Raw genomic sequence first — 22,944 nt, forward strand, 5'->3', positions numbered from 1 at the left:
AGCGAGCGCAGCGAGTCGAAACGCCGCTCCACGTAGACTGATCCCTCGTGAGTGAACGCACCCTCGTCAGCCAGCTGCAGTCCCGCGAAGACGGCACCGTCTCGGTGTCCGGATGGGTGGAGACCGTCCGCGACCAGAAGAAGGTGCAGTTCGTCATCCTCCGCGACGAGACCGGTGCCGTCCAGCTCGTGAACCCCGCGACCCGTCCCGACCCGGCTCTCCTCGAATCGACGGGCGCCGAGCAGGATGCCGCGGCCCTCGCGCTCACCGCGCTGATCTCGGAGCTGTCGACGGGCACCTTCCTGACGGTCACCGGTCAGCTCAAGCACGACGAGCGGGTCAAGCTCGGCGGCGTCGAGATCAAGATCGCCACCCTGGAGATCGCCGCCGCGGCCCTGCCCGAGACGCCGATCGCCGCCGACAGCGGCCTCGACAAGCGCATGGACTGGCGCTTCATCGACCTGCGCCAGCGCCGCAACAACCTGGTCTTCCGCATCCAGACGACGCTCGAGCACGCGATGCGCACCTACTGGATCGAGCGCGACTACGTCGAGATCCACTCCCCCAAGCTCATGTCCACGCCCGCCGAGGGCAACGCCGAGCTGTTCGCCCTGGAGTACTTCGGCGACCAGACGGCCTACCTCGCGCAGAGCCCGCAGCACTTCAAGCAGATGGCGCAGGCCGCCGGCTTCGGCAAGGTGTTCGAGATCGGCGACGTGTTCCGCGCCGACCCGAGCTTCACGAGCCGCCACGCGACCGAGTTCACCTCGATCGACGCCGAGATCAGCTGGATCGACTCCTACGAGGACGTCGCCGCGATGCAGGAGGAGCTGCTGGCCGCCGCGTTCCAGGCCGTCAAGGACAAGCACGGCGACGAGATCAAGGAGCTGTTCGACATCGACGTCGTCGTGCCGACGCTCCCCTTCCCGCGCATCCCGCTGGCCGAGGCCCGCGAGATCGTGGCGGCGCGCGGCTACGACATCCCCCGCACCGACGGCGACCTCGACCCCGAGGGCGAGCGTCAGATCTCGGCGCATGTGCGGGAGACCTTCGGGCACCAGTTCGTGTTCATCACCGACTACCACCCCGAGATCCGCCCGTTCTACCACATGCGCAACCCCGAGACCGGGCTGACGAACAGCTACGACCTGCTGTTCCAGGGCACCGAGATCACCACGGGCGCGCAGCGCGAGCACCGCATCGACGTGCTGGAGGCGCAGGCGCTCGAGAAGGGCCTGTCACTGGAGGGCCTCGAGCACTACCTCGACTTCTTCCGCTACGGCATCCCGCCCCACGGCGGCTTCGGCATGGGCCTCGCGCGCGTGCTGATGCTCATGCTCGGACAGGACTCCATCCGCGAGGTCACCTTCCTCTTCCGCGGCCCCACGCGCCTGGCGCCCTGAACCGGCCCCTCGAACACGCGGGCCTAGGCTGGATGCCGTGGCACACGCGATCGAGGGACTGCACAACTTCCGCGACACGGGTGGGATGCCGCTGATCGGAGGCGGCACGACGCGAGCCGGCGTGCTGTACCGCTCCGCCGCGCTGGACCGGCTGACCGACGCCGGCCTGGAGGCGCTCGCGGACAGCCCGATCGGCGTCGTCACCGACTTCCGCACGCCCGACGAGCGCCGTGCGGCTCCCGACCGGCTCCCGCCGTCGCGCCCGATCGAGATCCTCGAGCTGTCGCTTCTGGAGGGAGCGATGGCCGAGATGGCGCAGCGGGTGCTGGCCTCCGGCGGCGCGGCCGACCCCGCGCTCGTGGAGCACGCGCTCGCCCAGCTGCCGACCCTCGACCAGCTGTACGTGGGCATGCTGCAGCACGGCGCGGCATCCTTCGCCGAGGTGGCCCGCCGGGTCGGCGCCTCCCGCGACGACGAGCCCACGGCCGTGCTCGTGCACTGCACCGCAGGCAAGGACCGCACGGGCGTCACCGTCGCCCTCCTCCTGGACGCCGCGGGGGTCGAGCGCGACGCGGTCGTCGCCGACTACGCCGCGTCGCAGCAGCACCTCGCCGGCGCCTGGGCCGACGGCATGCTGGCGATGATCTCGTCGCTCGGGATGCCGCTCACCCCGGCCCTGCGCACGCTCGTCACCGAGACCCCGCCCAGCGCGATCCGCGCGGCCCTGGACTGGATCGACCGCACGCACGGAGGGGCCGCGGACTACCTCGCCACGGGCGGCCTGAGCGCGGACGGGATCGATGCGCTGCGCCGGAGGCTACGCGGCGGAGCCTGCTAGACCTCGAGATCCACCGCGACCCGGTCGGCGACGACCGCCCGCACGTAGCCGACGACCGCCTGGTGGTCGGGATGGGTCTGGTAGGCGTCGAGTCCGGCCTGGTCGGCGAAGTCCGCGACGAGCGCGACGTCCCAGTTCGCGCCGCCGACGACGTCCGGGCCGACGGCGATCTCGATGATCGAGGGGACCACGCCGCGCAGGGCCAGCAGGTCGGCGGAGATCTTCTGCGCCTGCGCGGCCTTCTCGACGGGGTCTTCGCTCTTCAGCTTCCACGCGACGACATGGCGGATCATGCGGACTCCTCGGGGGTGGGAGGGACGGGGGATGCCGGTGCGGCGGCGTCCTCGAGCGCCGCACGCAGCCGATCGGGCGACAGGCGCCAGTGCGCGTGCAGCCGGTCGTCGATGAGCACCACGGGGATCTTCTCCCACCACTGCGAATACAGCGCGGGGTCGTCGAGGATCGACAGCTCCTCGACCTCGACGGCATCCTCGGGCAGGTCGGCGACCACGGTCTCGACGATCTCCCGTGCGACGTCGCAGAGGTGGCAGTCGGGCTTGGAGATGATCGTGAGGGTGGTCACGGCATCCATCCTGCCCCACTCCGGCGGGCGGGCAGACACGAAGCGCCCGTCCCGGATCGAAGATCTCGGAGACAGGCGCTCGGTGTCGTTTTGCAGCGTGCCGCGACGAATTACTTCTTGTTGCGGCGCTGGTGGCGAGTCTTGCGAAGCAGCTTGCGGTGCTTCTTCTTCGCCATGCGCTTGCGGCGCTTCTTGATGACAGAACCCACGGAAAACCTCACTATGTCAGGGGTCTGGACGCGGATGGCCGCGTCCGGGAACGGGCATCTCGAAAAATGCCCTCGGATCAGTCTAGCCGACGTCGGCGATGGGACGTCGCACGGCGTCGGTGACGGCCGTCTCGGGCACGCGGTAGCTGCGCCCGAAGCGCACCGCGGGCAGCTCTCCGGCGTGCACCAGCCGGTACACGGTCATCTTCGACACACGCATGATGTCGGCCACCTCGGCGACCGTCAGAAAACGCACGTCAGAAAGGTCCGGCATCCCGATTCCCCCACCGATCCCCGATGCGGTGCCTCCGCATTGCTGTGGAACAACATTAGGGTCTCGGTGCGCCGCGTGTAAACCCGTGTGATCCGTGTGACGGATGAGCAGGACGGTGACGCCCCGCACCGCTCAGCGGCCGGGAAGACGCTTGAGCGCGGTGTCCCAGGCGTGCTTCGCGGATGCCGCGGCCCGCCCGACCAGATCGGCGGCGGCCACCGCGGGCTCGGGCAGGGTCGAGGCGCCCGCCGGCGCGGCCACGAGGTCTTCGTCGAGGAACGGCACGAGCCAGTCGTCGACGGCGTCCAGCGGCGCCGGCGACAGGCTGTAGAAACGGTGCTGGCCCTCTTCGCGGACCGTGACGAGTTCGGCTTCGCGGAGCACCTTGAGGTGCTTCGAGACCGTCGGCTGGCTGACCCCGAGCTCGGTGACGATGTGCGAGACACTCGTCCCGCGCTCGCCCGCGGACGCACGCTCGCGCAGCAGCTGCAGGATGTCCCGACGGGTGCCGTCGGCGATCACGTCGAAGATGTCCGCCATGACGATAGGTTAGCCCGCGCCGCGCTCCGGAGTACCATGACAACGGTTCTTGGGCAGAGAGGGGCGGACCATGACGGGCGACACCGTCGGTGCCCGTGCGTGGCGCTCCCTGCGCGCATCGATGAGCGCGGCCTGGGACGGCCTCCGCGACGCGACGACCTCGTCGCCCTCCCGCTTCGCCGTGGGCATCTTCCTGGCGCTCATCCTGCTGTTCACCGCCCTGTTCTCCCTGCCCGCGGCATCCGCCGACGGCCGGGTCACCCCCTTCGCCGACGCGCTGTTCACGGCCGTGTCGACCATCTGCGTGACCGGCCTGTCGACCGTGAACATGGGCACCCACTGGAGCGCGTTCGGACACGTGCTCGTCTACGTCGGCGTCAACGTCGGCGCGATGGGCGTGCTGACCCTGGCCTCCATCCTCGGACTCGTCATCTCCAAGCGGCTCGGCCTGCGGGCGAAGCTGATCGCCGCCGGAGACACCAACCCGCTGCGCGCCCACGGCGGCCCGGTCAACGAGGGCCAGACCGTGCGGCTCGGCGAGGTGGGTCAGCTGCTGGCGACCGTCGCGCTGTCGACGCTCGTGATCGAGGCGGGCCTCGCGGTGCTGCTCTACCCGTCGCTGCTGGCCAGCGGCGTCGACCCCCTCAGCGCCCTGTGGGAGGCGCCGTACTACGCGGCGATGGCCTTCACCAACACCGGATTCGCCCCCAACGCCGAGGGCATCGCCCCGTTCGCCACCAACTACGTGCTGCTCACGCTGCTCATGGCGGGGGTTTTCCTCGGCTCGATCGGCTTCCCCGTGATCTTCGCGCTGTGGCGCCACCACCTGCACGTGCGCCGCTGGTCGCTGCACGCCAAGCTCACCCTCATCACGACGGTGATCCTGTTCTTCGTCGGCGCCGCCGTCTTCCTGCTGCTCGAGTACGACAACCCGAAGACGTTCGGCGGGATGGATGCCTGGGACACGACCTTCCAGGCCTTCTTCCTGTCGGCCATGACGCGTTCGGGCGGCTTCTCGATCGTCGACATCGGCGAGCTGCACGGATCGTCGCTGGTGGTCGGCTCGATGCTCATGTTCGTGGGGGGCGGCTCGGCATCCACCGCCGGCGGCATCAAGGTGACCACGCTCGCCGTGCTCGCCCTCGCCGTCTGGTCGGAGGCGAAGGGGCGCCCGAGCGTGCAGGCCTTCGGCCGCCGCATCCCCAGCGACGTGCAGCGGGTCGCGCTGTCCGTCGTCGCGTGGGGGTCGACGATCGTCGCGGTGTCGACCATCACGATCGCCCAGATCACGCGATATCCGGTCGAATACGTGCTGTTCGACGTGGTCTCGGGCTTCGCCACCGTGGGACTGTCCACGGGCATCACGCAAGACCTCCCCGACCTCGCCGTCTACGTCATGGCGGCGACGATGTTCATGGGGCGTGTGGGTACCGTCACTCTCGCTGCGGCCGTGGCCGCGACGAGCCGATCGCAGCATTACTCGCTGCCCGTCGAAAGGCCGATCGTTGGTTGAGCAGATCCGGAGCGATGCTCCCGTCCTGGTGATCGGCCTCGGCCGCTTCGGAGCCGCGTGCGCCGGCGAGCTCGACCGACTCGATCGCGAGGTGCTCGCGATCGACGACAACCTCGAGCTCGTGCAGAAGTGGTCCGAGCGCGTGACGCACACGGTGCAGGCCGACGCCAAGAACATCGAGGCGCTCAAGCAGATCGGCGCCCAGGACTTCCAGGTGGCCGTCGTCGCGGTCGGATCCTCCATCGAGGCATCCGTGCTGATCACGGCGAACCTGGTCGACCTCAAGGTGCCGCAGATCTGGGCCAAGGCCGTCTCGCAGTCGCACGGCAAGATCCTCGCCCGCGTCGGAGCGAACCACGTCATCTACCCCGAGCGCGAGGCCGGTGAGCGGGTCGCGCACCTCGTCAGCGGCCGGATGCTCGACTTCATCCGCTTCGACGACGACTTCGTGCTGGCCAAGATGTATCCGCCGAAGTTCATCCGCGGCATCGGCCTGAACGAGTCGGGCGTGCGCTCCAAGTACAGCGTGACGGTGGTCGGGGTGAAGAGCCCGGGCAAACCGTTCCGCTACGCCGAGGCCGACACCGTGGTCACCAACCACGACCTCATCATCGTGTCGGGCACCAACAGCGACATCGAGCGTTTCGCCTCCCTCGACCGCTGACCGCGGCATCCGCGCCCGCGAGAAACCATCTGCGGCGCGAGAAACCCTGCCGTGCGTGCTTTCTCGGCTCGCCGGTGGTTTCTCGCGGCGGCGCGGGGGCTCCTCCCCAGGCGGGGGTGGGAAGGGGTGGCGGCGGGGAGGGTGGGGACGAGCGCGCGGCGCCGCGGGTGGCGGGGCATGATCTGCGGATGCCGCACCTGCTGACCGACCGCGCCATCACCCGGTCACCGCTCCCGCTCGTCACCTCCGCCGAGGCCCGCGTGCTGCGGCTGGCGCTGGCCGGTCCCGGCTTCGCGCGGGTGCGCCGCGGCGTGTACGTGGATGCCGCCGCGGCGGCGCGGCTGGCGCCGTGGCAGCGGTACGCGCTGCGGGTGCACGCCTTCGCGCTCGTCCACCCGGATGCTGTGCTGTGCCTGGAGTCCGCCGCGGTGCTGCTCGGCCTGCCGCTGTTCGGCGAGACGCGCGACATCCACGTGTTCGATCCGGACCGCACGGCGTCCCGCCGGTTCGGCGACGTGTGCGTGCACACCAGCACCGACGCGCGGGAGGTCGTGCCGGTCGACGGCATCCTGTGCACGTCGCCGACGGATGCCGTCATCGACCTCGCCCGCGTGCTCCCACCCGCGCAGGCGCTCGCCGTCGTGGATGCCGCGATCTCGCCCCGACAGGGCGGCGCGCTCGTCGTCGACGACCTCCGGGAGCGGGCCGCGTCGCAGGCCTCCCGCCGGGGCGTCGCGCGGCTGGCGTGGGCCTGGGCGCACGCGGACGCGCGGGCCGAGTCGCCCGGCGAGAGCGTGAGCCGCGCCGTCATCCGCTGGTGCGGCTTCGAAGACCCGGTGCTGCAGGCCGAGTTCCGCTACGAGGGGGTCACCGACCGCACGGACTTCCTGTTCCCGTCGAGCCGCACGGTGGGCGAGAGCGACGGCTGGGGCAAGTACGGCATCGGCGACGGCGACGCGCCCGCGGACGCCGCGCGGCGTTTCCGCGACGAGAAGCGCCGCGAAGACCGGCTGCGCCGCGCGGGGCATCCCGTCGCGCGCTGGGAGATGGCGGATGCGGTGCGGGTCGAGCCGCTGGCGACCGCCCTGCAGCGCGCTGGGGTGCGGCTCGTCCGCCCGCGCGACCGCGCCGGACTGGCGAGCCTGCGCCAGACGCCCCGCGCTCTCCCTCACCGACCGTGGTGAGAAACCACAACGGCGACGACACACACCTGCGGTGGTGGTTTCTCGCGCCGAAGGTGGTTTCTCGCGGGCGAGGGGCGCGGGCGCGGGGAGGGGGCGGCGAGGGGTCAGGCGCCGGCGGCCATCTCCTTCGCGCGGGCGAGAGCGGCGTCGGTCGCCTCCGCGAAGACGCCGTCCAGGCGCGCGCCCTGCAGCACCGCGATGGCGCGCTCGGTCGTGCCCTTCGGGCTGGTCACCCGGCGGCGCAGCTCTGCGGGATCCTCGCCCGTGGCGTCCAGGAGCGCCGCAGCGCCGATGAAGGTCTGCTCGGCCATGAGGCGGGCGTCCGCGTCGGAGAAGCCCTTTCCACGGGCCGCCTCGGCGAGCTCCTCGATCAGCAGGAACACGTAGGCGGGACCCGACCCCGAGATCGTCGACAGCGCGTCGATCTGCGACTCCGGGACCTCGATCACCACGCCGCACGTCTCGAACAGTCGGCGCACGAGGGAGAGGTCGTCGGCGGATGCCGCGGCACCGGCCGACAGTCCCGTGACGGCCTTGCCGACCACCGCGGGGGTGTTCGGCATCGACCGGATGACGGCGACGTCCTCGCCCACGATGGAGGCGAAGGTCGCGAGCGTCACACCCGCGGCGAGGCTCACCACGATCGTGCCCGGTCGCAGGACCGGAGCGATCTCGCGCAGCAGGTCCGGGACCATCACGGGCTTGACGCCGATGAGCACGATGTCCGCCGCGGCGGCGGCCGTGGTGTTGGCGGCGGCATCCTCCTCGAGGGAGAGGCTCGTCACGCCGTCCAGCGCTGCCAGCGGCGCGGCGCTGGCCGCCGTGCGGTTGGTCACGATCACGCGGGGCGCCGCGCCCGAGCGGACGAGGCCCTGCAGGATGGCACCTCCCATCGAGCCGGCACCGAGGATCGCGATCGAGGGAAGCGGAGAGGCCATGCCCCCATCCTCGCAGAGGAACCACCCGCCCCGGGAGCCCGCCGCGGGGGTCTCAGTCTCGGAGGGGTCTCAGTCGCGGGGCTCGTTCAGGATGAGCCGCATCGACGGGGCGCGGCCCTTCTCGATGTGACTGAAGGCGAGGCTCTCGGCGAGGCGGGCGTTGCCGTCCGCGATGGCCGCCAGCAGCTCGTCGTGCTCGTGGGACTGCTCCCGGGCGTCGCGGCCGACGCCGGTCAGGTAGAAGAGCCACACGAGCCGTCCACTGACGACGCGGGTGAGGGAGGTGAGCAGGGTGCTGTCGGCCATCTCGACGATGCGGGCGTGGAAGGCGGCGTGGGCCTCGGCGATCGCGAGCCGCTCGCCGCTCGTGACCGCTTCATGGGCCGACGCGAGAGCCCGGTCCAACACCTCCACGGGGGCGCCCCGGCCGGCGTTCTGGGCCGCGAGGCGCGCGGCGAGCGTCTCGAGGCTCAGCCGCACGTCGAACAGCTCGTCGATCGAGCGCCGGTCCCACCCGACGATCCGGGCGCTGCGGCGCGGCGCCGTCGCGAGGAACCCGTCGACGCCGAGCTGCAGGATCGCGGCCCGCACCGGGATGCGCGACATCTGCAACTCGTCGGCCAGGCGCCCCTCGGTGATCGCGGCGCCGTCGGCGTAGCGCCCCAGGATGATGGCGGTGCGGATGCGGCGGTACGCCGTCGCCGCCAGGGAGTCGTCGGCTGCATCCTGCGCCTCGGACATGCCGTCTCCCCTCACGGTGCCGCTCACGGCGATCCCGTCACGGGCGGACCAGGGCGGCACGCGCGCTCATGAGCGGATCGCGACCATTGTGCCAGCGCCGACGACGCTCGCGCGCCCGCACAGCAGGTGCGCCGCGTAGAGGTCTTGGATGCCGAGGCCCACGGAGTTGAAGACCGTGAGCCCGCCGCGGCCGCGGAGGGGCGGAACGTCGAGCACGTCGCCGAGCGGGACCAGATCCGCCGGATCGAGCGCACCCGCGTCGCACGCGCCGCGCACGTTGCCCGATTCGGCGAGGGCGACCGCCGGATCGTCGACCACGACGGTACGCGCGTGGGCGAAGACGTCCGCCTGCACCTCGCTGAACATCGGCCGCGGCGGCGAGCCGACCGCGTTGAGGTGCACGTCGGCGCGCAGCATCCGACGCGCCAGGAACGGCTGCTCCGCGGGCGTGAGCGTGCAGACCACGTCGGCGTCCTCCAGAGCGCCCTCGCGACTGTCTGTCGTCACGGCGGGGATGCCGTCGGCGCGCAGCGCCGCGACGCATTCGGCGGCGCGCGGAGCGCTGCGCGACCACACGCGCAGCTCCGCGAAGGGGCGCACGCGCATGAGCGCGCGGGCGTGCTCGGCGGCGAGCGGACCGGCCCCGATGAGGGCGGCAACGTGCGCCGCGGGATCCGCGAGGACGTCGGTCGCGAGTGCCGTGACGGCGGCGGTGCGGATGCGGGTGAGCGCCCGTCCGTCGATCATGGCGACGCACTCGGCCGTCGCCGCGTCGAAGACCGCGACGGTCGAGCGCTGGGCGGGCAGTCCCACCGACCGGTTGCGCGGGGCGTCGGCGAGCACCTTGACGGCGAACATCCCGAGCTCTTCGGAGATCGCGCTCATCGGCACGACGGTCGGGGCGTCCGCCGTCCGGTCGGCGGCAGCGGGGAGCGCGTGCGGCCGCGGCTGCACGGCGCGTCCGGTGCGCAGCGCCCGGTGGGCCGCCGCCATCGCCTCGCGCATGCCGTCGGCATCCGCGAGCGCCTCCACGTCGTCGGAGGTCAGGGTGAGTGTCGTCATCGGATCTCCTTTTGGTATCCCAAATGTAGAACGAGGCCACCGCGGTCACATCACCCCGACTCCCGCTCACAACACCCACAGGGTCATCGCGATGCACGAAGAACCGCGCAAAAACGGCACAAAAGCACACTCGGAGACCGATCGCGATGCGCGAAAGAGTTCACTGCACCGAAACCGCGGGACACATCGCCGTAACAGAAGTGGCGGATTCTGTATCCCAGATTGATGACGGAGAGGAGAAGCCGATGGCACGACTGGTCGTAGGACGACTGATTCAGGCCCTGTCGACGATCTTCGTCGTCGTGACGATCGCGTTCGCCCTGGGCCGGCTGAGCGGCAGCCCGGCGGCGCTCCTGCTCAGCGAGAACGCCTCGCGCGAGCAGATCGACGCGCTCAACGCGAGCCTCGGCTTCGACCAGCCGCTGTGGAAGCAGTACCTCGACTACCTCGTCGGCATCGTGACCCGCGGCGACTTCGGCGACTCGTACCGTCAGAGCGGCGTGCCGTCGATGCAGCTCGTCCTGGAACGGGTGCCGGCGTCGCTCCAGCTCGGCGCGGTGGGCCTGGTGGCCGGTGTGATCCTGGCCGCCGTCGCGGCCGTCGCCGTCCACCTGACCCGCAGCCGGGCCCTGCGCACCACCCTGCTGACCGTCGGTGCGGCCCGACAGGCCATCCCGGACTTCTTCTTCGGACTGCTGCTCGTGCTCGTGTTCTCCGTCGCGCTCGGGATGCTGCCCTCGCTCGGCAACCGCGATCCGCTCGCGATCATCATGCCGGCCGCCACCATCGCCACGGCGCAGTTCGTGGTGTACCTGCGGCTGCTCGACAACGCGCTGGGCGAGCAGTCCCGACTCGACTACGCCCGCACGGCCTACGCCCGGGGCGAGAGCCGGTTCCACGTGGTGGTGTCGGAGATGCTCCCCAACGCGGTGCTGCCGGTGATGACCATCGCGGGCATCAGCCTCGGCTCGTTCCTGGGCGGTCTGGTCATCGTGGAGAACGTCTTCGCCTGGCCCGGGCTGGGCCAGCTCATGCTGAGCGCCGTCTACGCCCGCGACTTCCCGGTCGTGCAGTCCGGCCTCATCGTCGTGGCCGCCCTGTTCATCCTCTCCAACGCGCTCGTGGACGTCCTGAGCGCTCTGGTCGACCCGAGAGTGAGGCACCTCGCATGACCGCGCCCATCGCTTCGCCGCCCGCGTCGCCCGCCGAGACGGTCACGCCCGCTCCGCCTGCCGACACCGCCGCACGGTTCACGTGGCCCCGCCTGCGGGCGGCCGAATGGGTGGGCATCGGCATCCTCGCCGTCGTCGCCGCCTTCATCCTGATCGTGCCCCTGCTGCCCGGCAGCGACCCCTACGCACAGGATCTGTCCGCCTCCTTCATCCGTCCCTTCACCGACGGCGCGCACCTGCTGGGCACCGACATGCTGGGCCGCGACCTCGCGAGCCGGCTGGCGCTCGGCGGGCAGGTGTCGCTGGGCATCGTGCTGTTCGTCGTCGCCATCAACGCCTTCATCGGCATGGTCGTCGGCATGATCGCGGGGTATGCGGGCGGACGACTCGACAACCTGCTGATGGGCTGGGCGGACGTACAGCTGGCGATGCCGATCATCCTCGTGCTCATCGCCCTGTCCGCGGCACTGGGCCCCAGCGTCTGGCTGATGGTCATCACACTCGCGGCGACCTACTGGGTCGGCTACGCCCGCGTGGCACGCAGCACCGCGATGTCGCTGAAGAGCCGCGACTTCGTGGTCGCGCCGCGCATCCAGGGCGCCACCGCCCAGTGGATCGTGTCGACCCACATCGCGCCGCATGTCGGCGTGCAGGTGCTCATCCTCGCCTCGGCCGACATCGGCGGCGTGCTGCTGCTCACGTCGTCGTTCGACTACCTCGGGCTGGGCGTGCAGGCCCCGACGCCCTCCTGGGGACTGCTCATCAGCGAGGGGCAGAAGTACGTGCGCGAGGCGCCGTACCTCGCCCTGATCCCCGGCATCGCGATCTTCCTCGTGGTGATCGGCACGAACCTCGTGAGCCAGCGCTTCACCGCCGAGCGCGACCTGTCCACCCTCCGCCGACGGAAGAAGGCCCGCGCATGACCCGGGATGTGCTGCTGAGCGTCGAAAACCTGGTCGTCGGCACGCGCGACGCCGACGGACGCGAGGTGCGTCTCGTCGACGGCGTCTCCTTCCAGATCGCCGAAGGCGAGGTGCTGTGCGTGGTCGGCGAGTCGGGCTCGGGCAAGAGCCTGACGATGGCGGCGGTGCTGGGGCTCCTCCACGCCGGCGTCGAGGTGCTCTCCGGACGGGTCGACTACCGCGGCGAGGACCTGCTGGCCGCCGGCGAGCGCCGTCTGCGCGAGCTGCGCGGACGCCGCCTCGCGATGGTGTTCCAGGATCCGATGACCGCGCTCAACCCGGTCAAGCGCGTGGGCGCCCAGATCGCCCGCGCCGTGCGACGGCACGGCGACGGCGTGAGCCGCGCCGAGGCCGATCGGCGCGCCGCCGCGCTGCTGAGCGCGGTCGGCGTGCCGGATGCCGCGGCGCGCGCCCGCGCCTATCCCCACCAGTGGTCCGGGGGCATGCGCCAGCGCGCCGTCATCGCCGCCGCGATCGCCCACGACCCCGATCTCCTGGTGGCCGACGAGCCCACGACGGCGCTCGATGTCACCATCCAGGCGCAGATCATGCAGCTGCTGGCCGAGGCGCGACAGCGCACCGGTGCGGCGATGGCCCTGATCACGCACGATCTGGGGCTGGTGGCGCAGACCGCCGACCGGATCGTGATCATGTACGCGGGCCGCATCGTGGAGAGCGGGACGGTGTGGGACCTGTTCGCCGCGCCCCGCCATCCCTACACGGCCGGCCTGCTCGCGAGCCTGTTGACCTCCGAGAGCGCGGCCGGGCGCGCCTACGCGATCCCGGGCTCTCCCCCGCAGCCGGCGGCACGCCCGCACGGATGCCCCTTCGCGCCGCGCTGCGAGCTGCCCGCGAAGTCGGCGCTGTGCACCGCCGAACGGCCCGCCCTGCGCCTGGTCGCGCCCGATCACGCCTCCGCCTGCCACCACGCGGACGACGTCTCCGCCCTCGCCGAGGAGGTCGCCGGATGAGCGACGCCGAACCCGTCCTGCAGATCGACGACCTGCACGTGCGATTCACGCGGCGCACCGGATGGCGCCGCCGCCACGTCGTCGACGCCGTCGACGGCGTCTCGCTGACACTGCACCGCGGGGAGACCCTGGGGTTGGTCGGCGAGTCCGGCTGCGGGAAGTCGACGCTCGTGCGCACCGTGTTCGGGCTCAACACCCCGGCATCCGGCGACATCCGCATCCTGGGGCATCGCATCGACGATCTGCCCCCGCTGCAGCGCCGGCGGCTGCGCAACCGCGTGCAGCTGGTGTTCCAGGACCCGTACTCGTCGCTGGATCCGCGACTGAGCGTGCACGACATCGTCGCCGAGCCGCTCACGATCGTGGGGCGCTACTCGAAGGACCGCGTCGTCGAGCTGCTGGAGAGCGTCGGGATCGGCGCCGAGTCGCTGCGGCGCACGCCCGCGCAGTTCTCCGGCGGCCAGCGTCAGCGCATCGGCATCGCGCGCGCCCTCGCGCTGGAGCCGGAGGTGCTCGTGCTCGACGAGCCCGTCTCCGCCCTCGACGTGTCGGTGCAGGCGCAGGTCATCAACCTCCTGCAGGACCTGCAGCGCACCCACGCGCTGTCCTATCTGTTCATCGCGCACGACCTCTCCGTCGTCCGCCTCCTCTCCGACCGCGTCGCGGTGATGCGACAGGGACGCATCGTCGAGATCGGCGAGCGCGACCAGATCTTCGACGATCCCCGCCACGAGTACACGCGCACGCTGCTCGCGGCCATCCCGATCCCCGACCCGCGCCTGCGGGCGGATGCCCCACCCGCACCATCCCCTGCCCTCACCCGAACGAACAGAGGAACGTCATGACCTACCGCTCATCCCGTGTCCGCCGCGCGCTCGCCGCGGCCGCCGCGCTCACCGGCGCCGCGCTGGTGCTGTCCGCCTGCGCGGGCGGCTCGGCGTCGACGGCCGAGACCCGCAACCTGACGATCGGCGTCGTCGCGGAGCCCGAGAAGTCGCCCGACCCGATCGTCGACGGCTCGCTGGCCGGCTACAACATCTACTACAACCTCTTCGACCAGCTCACGGTGCTCGACGCCGACGGCACGATCCAGCCGTCGCTGGCCACCGCGTGGACCCCCAACGCCGACTTCACGCAGTGGACGTTCACCCTTCGCGACGACGTGACCTTCCAGGACGGCGAACCGCTGAGGGCATCCGACGTGGTCTTCACCTACGAGACCGTGCTGAACACGCCCGACTCCGACAACCTCGGCTACATGGGCATGCTCGAATCGGTCTCCGCCCCCGACGACCACACGGTGGTCTTCGACCTCAACTCGTCGTTCTCGCCGTGGCCGTCCATCACGACCGCGCAGTCGATCGTCCCGGAGAAGGTCTACACGGCGCTCGGCTCCGAAGGCTTCGCCGCCGCCCCCGTCGGCAGCGGCCCGTTCTCCTTCGTGAGCTGGAAGCGCGGCGTGGACTACGTCCTCAAGCGCAACGACGCCTACTGGGGCGGCGCTCCCCAGATCGACACCCTCACCTTCCAGACGGTGTCCGACGAGGAGGCCCGACTGAACGGAGTCATCTCCGGCAGCCTGGACATCGCCCTGATCTCGCCGAACCAGGTGTCGTCGGCGGAGGGCAGCGGCATCGACGTGCGCTCCCGCGCGGCCAACGGCACCACGTTCCTCGGCGTCAACTCCACGTCCGGCCCGCTGGCGGACGAGCGCATCCGTCAGGCCGTGTGGCACGCGATCGACCGTGACGCGCTCGTCAAGACGGTCCTCAGCGGCCGCGCCGTCGCCAACGACCAGATCGTCGCCGCCAACGTGACCGGCTACGTGTCGGACGCGACGGGACCGGCGTACGACCCCGCCGCCGCCAAGGCGCTGCTCGCCGAGGCCGGGTACGCCGGCGAGGCGATCCCCCTGGAGTACGCGACCAGCGGCCGCATCCCGATGAGCGCCGAGATCGCGCAGGCGATCGCGGGCTACCTGGAGGCGGTGGGCTTCACGGTCAGCCTCTCCGGCATGGACCAGGCCACGCTGTCGAACCGCATCTACAGCACGGTCGACATGAAGGGCCTCTACCTCAACACCTGGGCGCCCTCCACCATGGACGGCGACATGCCCGCCACCAACCTGTTCGCGGGAGGACAGAACGACTACGCGAAGAGCCCGGAGACGGCGGCGCTCGTCGCCAGGCAGCGCACCGTCGCGGGCGACGAGCGCATCGCCGCCTTCCGCGACCTCGCCGAGGCGAACTTCCAGGGTGCGTACATCGTGCCGCTGTTCACCCCCGAGGCCGACTACGCGGTCTCGCCGAAGGTCACCTGGACGCCGCGCGTCGACGGCGAGTACGACCTCGCCGACGTCGCGTTCACCGGCTGAGCGCCGGCGAGGGGGCGGTCCGCCGCCGCCCCCTCGCCCCGCCGGCCTCGCCCCGCTCCTCCCCGACCCCGAAAGGCCCTTCCGTGCCCCTCACTCTGCTCCGCAACGTCCGCCCCTGGGCCGCCGACGCGTCCGACGTCCTGCTCGACGCCGACGCCATCCGCGCGATCGGCGCACCCGGCACGCTGACGGCGCCGGATGCCGTCGCGGTCGACGGAGACGGCGGCATCCTGATCCCGTCGTTCAGCGACGTGCACGTGCATCTCGACTCGACGCGGATGGGGCTGCCGTTCCGCCCGAACACCGCGGGCGACACGCGCTGGTCGCACATCATGAACGACCGGGAGAACTGGCGGTCGGCGGAGCGGTCGGTCGCCGAGCGGGCGACCTACACGCTCGGGCGGATGATCGCGCAGGGGGCGACCCGGGTGCGCAGCCACGCCCAGGTCGACGCCGACTCCGGCCTGGAGAAGTTCGAGGGCGTCATCGCGGCGCGCGAGGCGCACCGCGACCGCGCGTCCGTCGAGATCGTCGCCTTCCCGCAGGTGGGCATCCACCTCGAGGACGGGGTGCCCGACCTGCTCGATGTCGCGCTGCGCTCGGGAGCCGACCTCATCGGCGGCATCGACCCGTGCGAGATCGACCGCGACCCGGTGCGCCACCTCGACACCGTCTTCGACCTCGCCGACCGTCACGGCGTCGGCGTCGACATCCACCTGCACGAGGGCGGCTCGCTGGGCCTTTTCTCCCTCGACCTCGTGCTCGAGCGCACCCGCGCACTCGGCATGGCCGGACGGGTCAGCGTGTCGCACGCCTTCTCGCTCGCCGACCGCTCCCCCGGCGTCGACCGCGCGCTCGAGCAGATCGCGGAGCTCGACGTCGCCCTCACCACGATCGCCCCGAAGGGGTCGCTGTCGGTCCCCCTCGACCTCCCGATCGAGCGGCTGCTGCAGCTCGGGATCCGCGTCGGGCTCGGGATGGACGGCCAACGCGACTACTGGTCGCCGTGGGGCGACGGCGACATGCTCGAGCGCACGTGGATGCTCGCCTTCACGCAGGGGTTCTCCCGCGACGACCTGATCGAGGACTGCCTCGCGATCGCGACCTGGGGCGGCGCGTCGGTGATCGATGCCGACCTGCCGCGCCTCTCCCTCGGCGCGCGCCCGGGCGTCGCCGTCGGCGACCCGGCCGAGCTGGTCGTCGTCCGCGGCGACACCGCGACCGCCGCCGTCATGGACCGTCTCCCGCAGCGCCTCGTCATCCACCGCGGCCGCGTCGTGGCCGAGGACGACGACCTGCGATGACGGCGACGATCCTGGCGGTCAACTGCAACACGGATGCCGCGATGACGGCCGCCATCGCGGCGATCGGCCAGGCCGCCGCCTCGGCGGGGACGAGCGTCGTGGGCGTCACCCCGTCCTGGGGTCCCGCCTCGGCGGAGGGGTACGTCGAGAGCCTCGTCACGGCCGCGGCCGTCATGGACGCCGTCGCGAGCCGCACCGACCCGTTCGACGCCGTCGTGATGGCGGGCTTCGGCGAGCACGGCCGGGAGGGGATGCGCCAGCTCGTCCGCCAGCCGGTCGTCGACATCACGGAGGCGGCCGTGTTCGCCGCCTGCCTGCTCGGGCACCGCTTCGGTATCGTCACCACGGTCGACGCGGCGGTCGCCGGCATCCACGACAGTCTCGCCACGATGGGCATGAGCGGCCGGTGCCGATCGGTCCGTGCCGCGGAGGTGCACGTCTCGGCCATCGCCGACGACGTCGCCCGCACCGCGGACGCCCTCGAGGCGACCGGACGCGCGGTGCTCGCCGACGGCGCGGACGTGCTCGTGCTCGGCTGCGCCGGATTCGCGGGGCTGGACGCCGAGCTGGAGCGCCGACTGGGGGTTCCCGTGGTCGACGGCGTCGCCGCCGCCGTGCGGTTCGCGGAGGGTCTGATCGCCCTCGGCAAGCGCACCAGCACGGCGGGGCCGTATGCACCGCCCCGGGCCGGGAAGGCGTGGCGCGGGCCACGGCTCGGCGCGCTCCACGCGTTCACCTGAAACCCTGTTCATGCACAGGGAGCGGCGGAGTAGGATGCGGTCATGACGCTCCTCGACGGCATCACCTCCCGGATCATCGACACCGATCGGCTGCGCGTCGGCATCCTGGAACGGGTCGGCGACGACACCGCAGCCGCGGCGGACCAGACGGTCGTCCTCGTCCACGGAAACGTGTCGTCGAGCCTGTTCTGGCAGGAGCTCATGCAGGACCTGCCCAGCGACCTGCGCGTGATCGCCATCGACCTCCGCGGCTTCGGCGAGTCCGAGAGCACGCCCGTCGACGCGACGCGCGGCGTCCGCGACTTCAGCGACGACGTGTTCGCGACGCTCCAGGTGCTGGGGCTGGACACCGCCCACCTCGTGGGCTGGTCGATGGGCGGCGGTGTCGTCATGCAGTACGCGATCGATCACCCGGTGCTCTCGCTCACCCTGCAGGCGCCCGTCTCGCCCTACGGCTTCGGCGGCACCCGCCGCGACGGATCGCGGCTCACCGACGACGACGCCGGCTGCGGCGGCGGCGCGGCGAACCCCGACTTCGTGCAGCGGCTCACCGACCGCGACACGACCGACGAGGCGCCGACGTCGCCGCGGAGCGTCTTCCGCTCGGGCTACGTCGCGCCCGGCTACACGAGCGCGCACGAGGACCTCTGGGTCGAGTCGATGAACACCACCTCGACGGCCACGGGCAACTACCCCGGCGACAGCGTCGCGAGCGAGAACTGGCCGGGGTTCGCCGCCGGCAGCATCGGCGTGCTCAACACGATGGCGCCGCGCTACTTCGACACCTCGGGCATCGTCGACATCGCGCGCAAACCCCCGATCCTCTGGGTGCGCGGCGACGCGGACGCCATCGTCTCGGACGCGTCGTTCTTCGACCTCAACCACCTCGGCGCGCTCGGGGTGATCCCCGGCTGGCCGGGTGCCGACGTCGCGCCGGCCCAGGAGATGGTGTCGCAGACCCGCGACGTGCTGGAGGCCTACCGTGCGGCCGGCGGTGCCGTCACCGAGCTCGTGCTCGAGGGCGTCGGACACGCGCCGCACCTGGAGCAGCCGGCCGTCTTCCGCCGGGCGCTGCTGGAGAACGTCGGCTACATCGGCCGTCCGGCAGACCCGGCGCCGCCGACCGAGGCGATCATCCTCAGCTCGTCCGACTGACCGCGCACCCGCTCCCCGCGATCGGGCGGGTCAGCGGCGCGCGTCGAAGAAGTCCCGCAGCAGCGCCCGCGCTTCGTCCTCCAGGATGCCGCCGACCACCTCGGCGCGCACGGGCAGGCGCCGGTCGCGCAGCACGTCGTACACCGACCCGGCCGCGCCGGCCTTCTCGTCCCACGCGCCGAACACGACGCGTCCGATGTGCGCCTGCAGGATGGCCCCCGCGCACATCAGGCAGGGCTCGAGGGTGACCGCGAGCGTGCACCCCTCCAGGTTCCAGGAGCCGAGGGATGCCGCGGCCTCGCGCAGCGCCACGACCTCGGCGTGGGCGGTGGGATCGGCCGTGGCCTCGCGCCGGTTGCGTCCGACGCCGATCACGGTGCCCCCGGCATCCCGCACGACGGCACCCACCGGGATCTCGCCCGCGGCACCGGCCTCGGCGGCGAGCGTGAGCGCGCGACGCAGCGCGCTCTCGTCGTCGACGCGGATCGGCAGGCTCACCCCTTCAGCGTAGGGCGACGGATGGGGAGTTCTCCCCATCCAAGCCCGTCACCGGCAGACCTAGACTCGTGTTCCGGAGGACACGATGGCGGATCTGGAGCTGAACACCGAGCAGGTGCGCGCGGTGGGCGCGGGACTGTCGCGGATCGCCGCGGAGTTCCAGAACGCGAACGTGCGCAGCGACCGCACCGCGGAGGCGGTCGGCCACGACGCACTCGCGGAGGCGGTCCGCTCCTTCGCGCACGCGTGGGACGACACCCGCGAGGAGATGACGTCGTCGATCTCGGGACTCGGCGAGGCGACGACCGCGATCGCCGACACCTTCGAACAGGCCGACCAGGAACTCGCCGCCGCGATGGACGGCACCTCGACGGTCGGCGCCTCGACACCGGCGGGCGGTGGCCGACGCCCGGAGGCAGCATCGTGAGGCCGGCGGACTGGTCGGCGGCCGGCTTCGGGACGGATCCCGTGCCTGGCGACCCCGACGGGGTGCGCCAGGGCGGAGGGAACTACCTCCAGATCGCCGACACCATCGGCGACACGGTGCGCGGGCTGCGCACCCTGGATCTCGGCGGCACCGTGTCGGAGGCCGTCGACGCCCTGGGCGAGACGGCGCGCACGGTTGCCGACGACATCGCTCGGGCCGAGCAACGGTATCGGGCCACCGGCAACGCCCTCGTCGGCTACGCGGCGGCGCTCGCATCGGCGCAGGACGACTCGCTCGCCGCTCTGCAGCGCGCGCACGCGGCGCAGAACGGCGCCGTCGACGCCCAGCGGGAGCGGCGACGCTACCTTCACCTCTCGGAGTCGTCCGACGATCCCGCGGAGGCCCTCCGCTACGAGCGCCTCGCCGACGATGCAGGCATCGATTCGCGCCAGGCCAGCGCCGCCGCAGGCGTCGCTCGTCAGCAGATCCTCGACGCCGCCGCCCGCCGCGACCGGGCCGCGGAAACTGCTCGCGACGAGATCCAGAACACCACCAGCGAGGACGGTCTCAACGACTCCTGGTGGGACGACTGGGGCAAGGACGTCCTGTCCGTCATCACCGATGTCGCCGGTACGATCTCCGCGATCGCCGGCATCCTCGCCCTCGTGGTGTCGTGGATCCCGGTGATCGGCCAGGCACTCGCGGCCGCATTGCTGCTCGTGGCCGGCATCGCCGCGATCATCAACGCGGTCGGCAACATCGTGCTGGCCTCGACGGGCGACCGCACGTGGGGAGAGGCCGCCGTGAGCATCGTCGGCGCCGCGCTCGCCGTCATCGGCCTGGGCGGCGCCGCCCGCGTCGTCGGGAACGTTGCGATGGCGGGCCGTATCAACGCCCAGGCCGCCGCCGAGGTCGCAGCCCGCGGGGGCACCGAGACGTTCGGCGCCCTGACGGTGCAGCAGGCCATCCGGCTGCGCCCGCAGCAGCTCGCCGAGTCGGAGCGTCTCTGGGCGACGCCGGTGGCCGACCTGGCGAAGGGCGACGACGTCTTCCGCCTCTACGGCGACGGCGCTGCACAGACCGGCGCCTCCTGGTCGACGCGGGCCCCGTCCACCTTCGGCGACTACCGCAGCGCCCTGGGCCTTCCCGACGTCAACTCCGCGGAGCGACTCGTCCACGCCACCGTCGACGATGTGGGCGCCGTCGTGCTGCAGCGCCACGCCCTGCCGCTGGACGGGATGCCCGGCGGCGCCCCGGAGTACATCATCGTCGGGGGCGACCTCGCGTCGAAGGGACTGACGAACGTGACGGACATCGTCTGGTCGGTGGCGCGATGAGGGTCTCGGAGCTCTCGTTCCCGGTGGCTCTGCGCCTCATCAATACGGTGGCGCCCTTCGACGGCGTCCGCGTGGCCGCGTCGGACGACGCACTGCACGCGGCGGGGGCCTTCATCGTCTACGACACGGGTGCCGGGCCGCAGTACGGCTACATCGACACGCGCCTGGCCCGCGACGTGCGCGGACGGCGATGGGGCATGGGCCTGCTCTACGACGTCGACCCGACCGCATCCGCGGAGAACGTCCGCAGTCCGCTCGACCGGCGGTTCCGCGAGCGCGCGGAGGTCGAGTTCGAAGGCGCCGGAGAGCTTTAGGCTGACAACCGTGACCGACGATCCGCTCGCGCCGATCCCCACCGCGCCCGCCGTCGACGTGGGCTCGGAGCGCCTCGCCGCCGCCCTGGCGACGAACGATCCGATCGAGATCGGGCGGGCGCTGCGCCACGACGTCGTCGTGATCCCCCTCATGCGTACCCCGGACGGGCAGACACAGACCCTCACGGTGGCCGCCGACGACCCCGACGGCGAGCGCCGCTGGGAGTTGCACCTCTTCTCGTCGTCGCAGACCCTCGCGGCCTGGGCGGCGGGTGAGCGCGACGCGGCGGAGTTCGCACTGCAACGCGGTCCCGGGCTGGTGCCGCTGCTCGACGCGTACGCGCCGCTGCTGCGTCGTGTGGTGTTCGATCCCGCCGGTCCGCACCCGGTTCACGCCTCGGCGGCGGACGTGCGCGCCGCCCTCGAACCGCAACCCGGCGACGACGACGTCGCATGGATCACGCAGCAACCCGAGCGCGGGCTGCGCGCCGGCGAGCGCGTCGTGGGACTCGACCTCTTCCTCGGCGATGACTGGGCCCAGCTCGATCTCACCTCATCCCTCACGATCGACGCCGATGCGAAGGCGATCGTCGACGCCCAGCTGACCGGGCTTCCTCCTGCGCCGGTGCTGCGCGGGCAGCTGATCGCGTGGCTGCGTCAGTCGGCGCGCACGGCGGCCGGCGCCGGCGGGCGGTCGATGGCCTACCTCACCCGTCGAACGACGGATGCCGCGGCGGCCGTGGCGGTCACGGTGTACTGGCAGGAGCTCGGGCCGGCCGGTGCCGACGACCACATGCTGAGCCTGCGAACCCGCCTCGCGGCCGCGACCGGAACGCAGGACGAGCTCGTCACGGCATCCACCGCTGGCGGCCCCCTGCTGCGTCACACGACGCGGCGCCTCGGACCCAGTGAGCTGAGCGGACGCCCTGTGGGAGTGATCGACTACTGGCTGCAGTTCCCCGACGGACGCGGCCTCTGCCTGGTGAGCTTCTCGACGCCGCACGTCGACCAGCTCGACGCCGTGCGCACGCTCAGTGACGCCGTCGTGCTGGCCGCGGCGTGGCAGCTCGCGCCGTCGGACGACGAGGCGGACGCGTAGGCTGACATCATGCGCGTGCACGTTGCCGATCACCCCCTCATCACCCACAAGCTCACGGTGCTGCGCGACGAGCGCACACCGTCGCCGGTGTTCCGCCAGCTCACCGAGGAGCTGCTGACGCTGCTCGCCTACGAGGCGACCCGCGGCGTGCGTGTCGAGGAGGTCGAGATCCAGACGCCCGTCACGACGACGACCGGGGTGCGCATCTCCGAGCCGCGTCCCCTCGTGGTGCCGATCCTGCGCGCCGGCCTCGGCATGCTCGACGGCATGGTGAAGCTGCTGCCCACCGCCGAGATCGGCTTCCTCGGCATGGCGCGCAACGAGGAGACCCTCCAGCCGTACACGTACGCCGAGCGCCTTCCCGGCGACCTCAGCGACCGCCAGTGCTTCGTGCTCGACCCGATGCTCGCGACGGGCGGCTCCCTGGGGGCCGCGATCGACTTCCTGTTCGCCCGCGGGGCGCAGGACGTCACCGCGATCTGCATCCTCGGCGCCCCGGAGGGCGTCGCGAAGATCGAGGAGCTCGTCGGCGACCGCGACGTCACGCTGGTGCTCGGCGCGCTCGACGAGCGGCTGAACGAGAAGGGCTACATCGTGCCCGGTCTCGGCGACGCCGGCGACCGCCTCTACGGCACCGTCTGA

The 22,944-nt window shown here is 71.8% G+C and carries 27 protein-coding genes; 18 read left to right on the forward strand and 9 right to left on the reverse strand.

Annotated elements, in window-relative coordinates; genetic code table 11:
- Positions 1-47 precede the first annotated feature (47 nt).
- Together aspS and MHO01S_RS05615 are read left to right on the forward strand one after the other, a co-directional pair.
- On the forward strand, positions 48-1,403 hold the full coding sequence (gene aspS / locus MHO01S_RS05610; RefSeq protein ID WP_060961071.1) for an aspartate--tRNA(Asn) ligase: 1,356 nt from the start codon (positions 48-50) through the stop codon (positions 1,401-1,403).
- A gap of 37 nt (positions 1,404-1,440) precedes the next feature.
- Entirely contained in the window at positions 1,441-2,241 is an 801-nt protein-coding gene (locus MHO01S_RS05615) for a tyrosine-protein phosphatase (protein ID WP_060961070.1), read from the forward strand.
- Here the strand turns inward: MHO01S_RS05615 and MHO01S_RS05620 are convergent.
- From MHO01S_RS05620 to MHO01S_RS05635, 5 genes are all read right to left on the reverse strand, one after another.
- Complete coding sequence (locus MHO01S_RS05620) at positions 2,238-2,534, reverse strand: Dabb family protein (RefSeq protein WP_060961069.1); 297 nt, start codon at positions 2,532-2,534, stop codon at positions 2,238-2,240. The two genes, MHO01S_RS05615 and MHO01S_RS05620, sit on opposite strands and share 4 nt — an antisense overlap.
- Entirely contained in the window at positions 2,531-2,824 is a 294-nt protein-coding gene (locus tag MHO01S_RS05625) for a glutaredoxin family protein (protein ID WP_174524661.1), read from the reverse strand. Before MHO01S_RS05625 ends, MHO01S_RS05620 begins: the two co-directional genes overlap by 4 nt.
- A 110-nt stretch (positions 2,825-2,934) precedes the next feature.
- Positions 2,935-3,033 (reverse strand): 30S ribosomal protein bS22, encoded by a 99-nt coding sequence (locus MHO01S_RS16265; protein WP_003792170.1) that lies wholly within the window; start codon positions 3,031-3,033, stop codon positions 2,935-2,937.
- Positions 3,034-3,115: 82 nt separating this feature from the next.
- Positions 3,116-3,307, reverse strand: a complete 192-nt coding sequence (locus tag MHO01S_RS05630) for a helix-turn-helix domain-containing protein (protein ID WP_060961067.1) — start codon at positions 3,305-3,307, stop codon at positions 3,116-3,118.
- Between the two features lie 132 nt (positions 3,308-3,439).
- The gene (locus MHO01S_RS05635; protein ID WP_060961066.1) at positions 3,440-3,847 is read right to left on the reverse strand and encodes an ArsR/SmtB family transcription factor; all 408 of its coding nucleotides are present in this window, start codon (positions 3,845-3,847) and stop codon (positions 3,440-3,442) included.
- Positions 3,848-3,917: 70 nt separating this feature from the next.
- On the opposite strand from MHO01S_RS05635, the gene MHO01S_RS05640 reads away from it, so the two are divergent.
- The 3 genes from MHO01S_RS05640 (at position 3,918) to MHO01S_RS05650 (ending at position 7,208) form a co-directional block, all read left to right on the forward strand.
- Positions 3,918-5,360: a TrkH family potassium uptake protein gene (locus tag MHO01S_RS05640; RefSeq protein ID WP_060961065.1), complete on the forward strand. Its 1,443-nt coding sequence runs from the start codon at positions 3,918-3,920 to the stop codon at positions 5,358-5,360.
- Positions 5,353-6,024, forward strand: coding sequence for a potassium channel family protein (locus MHO01S_RS05645; RefSeq protein ID WP_005049780.1), 672 nt, complete (start codon positions 5,353-5,355; stop codon positions 6,022-6,024). The genes MHO01S_RS05640 and MHO01S_RS05645 overlap by 8 nt, the downstream gene beginning before the upstream one ends.
- A gap of 188 nt (positions 6,025-6,212) precedes the next feature.
- Complete coding sequence (locus MHO01S_RS05650) at positions 6,213-7,208, forward strand: hypothetical protein (protein WP_061781965.1); 996 nt, start codon at positions 6,213-6,215, stop codon at positions 7,206-7,208.
- Between the two features lie 104 nt (positions 7,209-7,312).
- On the opposite strand, the gene proC is transcribed toward MHO01S_RS05650, so the two are convergent.
- The 3 genes from proC to MHO01S_RS05665 all read right to left on the reverse strand — a co-directional run bounded on the left by proC (position 7,313) and on the right by MHO01S_RS05665 (position 9,949).
- Positions 7,313-8,146: a pyrroline-5-carboxylate reductase gene (gene proC, locus MHO01S_RS05655; RefSeq protein WP_060961063.1), complete on the reverse strand. Its 834-nt coding sequence runs from the start codon at positions 8,144-8,146 to the stop codon at positions 7,313-7,315.
- 69 nt (positions 8,147-8,215) lie between these two features.
- A complete protein-coding gene (locus MHO01S_RS05660) occupies positions 8,216-8,887 on the reverse strand; it encodes a GntR family transcriptional regulator (RefSeq protein WP_157553742.1) in 672 nt (223 codons plus the stop codon).
- Positions 8,888-8,953: 66 nt separating this feature from the next.
- On the reverse strand, positions 8,954-9,949 hold the full coding sequence (locus MHO01S_RS05665) for an ornithine cyclodeaminase family protein (protein ID WP_061781966.1): 996 nt from the start codon (positions 9,947-9,949) through the stop codon (positions 8,954-8,956).
- A gap of 245 nt (positions 9,950-10,194) precedes the next feature.
- On the opposite strand from MHO01S_RS05665, the gene MHO01S_RS05670 reads away from it, so the two are divergent.
- The 8 genes from MHO01S_RS05670 (at position 10,195) to MHO01S_RS05705 (ending at position 18,627) form a co-directional block, all read left to right on the forward strand.
- The gene (locus MHO01S_RS05670; RefSeq protein ID WP_060961060.1) at positions 10,195-11,121 is read left to right on the forward strand and encodes an ABC transporter permease; all 927 of its coding nucleotides are present in this window, start codon (positions 10,195-10,197) and stop codon (positions 11,119-11,121) included.
- Positions 11,118-12,044, forward strand: a complete 927-nt coding sequence (locus MHO01S_RS05675) for an ABC transporter permease (protein WP_060961059.1) — start codon at positions 11,118-11,120, stop codon at positions 12,042-12,044. The genes MHO01S_RS05670 and MHO01S_RS05675 overlap by 4 nt, the downstream gene beginning before the upstream one ends.
- Positions 12,041-13,054: an ABC transporter ATP-binding protein gene (locus MHO01S_RS05680; protein ID WP_061781967.1), complete on the forward strand. Its 1,014-nt coding sequence runs from the start codon at positions 12,041-12,043 to the stop codon at positions 13,052-13,054. Before MHO01S_RS05675 ends, MHO01S_RS05680 begins: the two co-directional genes overlap by 4 nt.
- Positions 13,051-13,899 carry an ATP-binding cassette domain-containing protein gene (locus MHO01S_RS05685; protein WP_060961058.1) on the forward strand — a complete coding sequence of 283 codons (849 nt, stop codon included), beginning with the start codon at positions 13,051-13,053 and terminating at the stop codon, positions 13,897-13,899. The genes MHO01S_RS05680 and MHO01S_RS05685 overlap by 4 nt, the downstream gene beginning before the upstream one ends.
- Complete coding sequence (locus MHO01S_RS05690; protein ID WP_061781968.1) at positions 13,896-15,428, forward strand: ABC transporter substrate-binding protein; 1,533 nt, start codon at positions 13,896-13,898, stop codon at positions 15,426-15,428. The genes MHO01S_RS05685 and MHO01S_RS05690 overlap by 4 nt, the downstream gene beginning before the upstream one ends.
- Positions 15,429-15,511: 83 nt before the next feature.
- Positions 15,512-16,732, forward strand: a complete 1,221-nt coding sequence (locus MHO01S_RS05695; protein WP_082808038.1) for an amidohydrolase family protein — start codon at positions 15,512-15,514, stop codon at positions 16,730-16,732.
- Positions 16,729-17,472: an aspartate/glutamate racemase family protein gene (locus tag MHO01S_RS05700; RefSeq protein ID WP_060961056.1), complete on the forward strand. Its 744-nt coding sequence runs from the start codon at positions 16,729-16,731 to the stop codon at positions 17,470-17,472. Before MHO01S_RS05695 ends, MHO01S_RS05700 begins: the two co-directional genes overlap by 4 nt.
- 42 nt (positions 17,473-17,514) lie before the next feature.
- Positions 17,515-18,627, forward strand: a complete 1,113-nt coding sequence (locus MHO01S_RS05705; protein WP_060961055.1) for an alpha/beta fold hydrolase — start codon at positions 17,515-17,517, stop codon at positions 18,625-18,627.
- Positions 18,628-18,657: 30 nt separating this feature from the next.
- On the opposite strand, the gene tadA is transcribed toward MHO01S_RS05705, so the two are convergent.
- On the reverse strand, positions 18,658-19,125 hold the full coding sequence (gene tadA, locus MHO01S_RS05710) for a tRNA adenosine(34) deaminase TadA (RefSeq protein ID WP_060961054.1): 468 nt from the start codon (positions 19,123-19,125) through the stop codon (positions 18,658-18,660).
- An 85-nt stretch (positions 19,126-19,210) separates the two neighbouring features.
- Here tadA and MHO01S_RS05715 point away from each other — a divergent pair, with 85 nt between their 5' ends.
- The 5 genes from MHO01S_RS05715 to upp are packed head-to-tail and all read left to right on the forward strand — an operon-like array spanning position 19,211 to position 22,944.
- The gene (locus tag MHO01S_RS05715; RefSeq protein ID WP_060961053.1) at positions 19,211-19,552 is read left to right on the forward strand and encodes a hypothetical protein; all 342 of its coding nucleotides are present in this window, start codon (positions 19,211-19,213) and stop codon (positions 19,550-19,552) included.
- A gap of 41 nt (positions 19,553-19,593) precedes the next feature.
- Positions 19,594-20,889, forward strand: coding sequence for a putative T7SS-secreted protein (locus MHO01S_RS05720; protein WP_218016047.1), 1,296 nt, complete (start codon positions 19,594-19,596; stop codon positions 20,887-20,889).
- Positions 20,886-21,203, forward strand: a complete 318-nt coding sequence (locus MHO01S_RS05725; protein WP_060961051.1) for a hypothetical protein — start codon at positions 20,886-20,888, stop codon at positions 21,201-21,203. The genes MHO01S_RS05720 and MHO01S_RS05725 overlap by 4 nt, the downstream gene beginning before the upstream one ends.
- Before the next feature lie 10 nt (positions 21,204-21,213).
- Positions 21,214-22,302, forward strand: coding sequence for a hypothetical protein (locus MHO01S_RS05730; RefSeq protein ID WP_060961050.1), 1,089 nt, complete (start codon positions 21,214-21,216; stop codon positions 22,300-22,302).
- A 9-nt stretch (positions 22,303-22,311) separates the two neighbouring features.
- The gene (upp, locus tag MHO01S_RS05735; protein ID WP_060961049.1) at positions 22,312-22,944 is read left to right on the forward strand and encodes a uracil phosphoribosyltransferase; all 633 of its coding nucleotides are present in this window, start codon (positions 22,312-22,314) and stop codon (positions 22,942-22,944) included.

Origin of the sequence: Microbacterium hominis NBRC 15708, from assembly GCF_001592125.1 — a bacterium.
Lineage (GTDB): Bacteria > Actinomycetota > Actinomycetes > Actinomycetales > Microbacteriaceae > Microbacterium > Microbacterium hominis.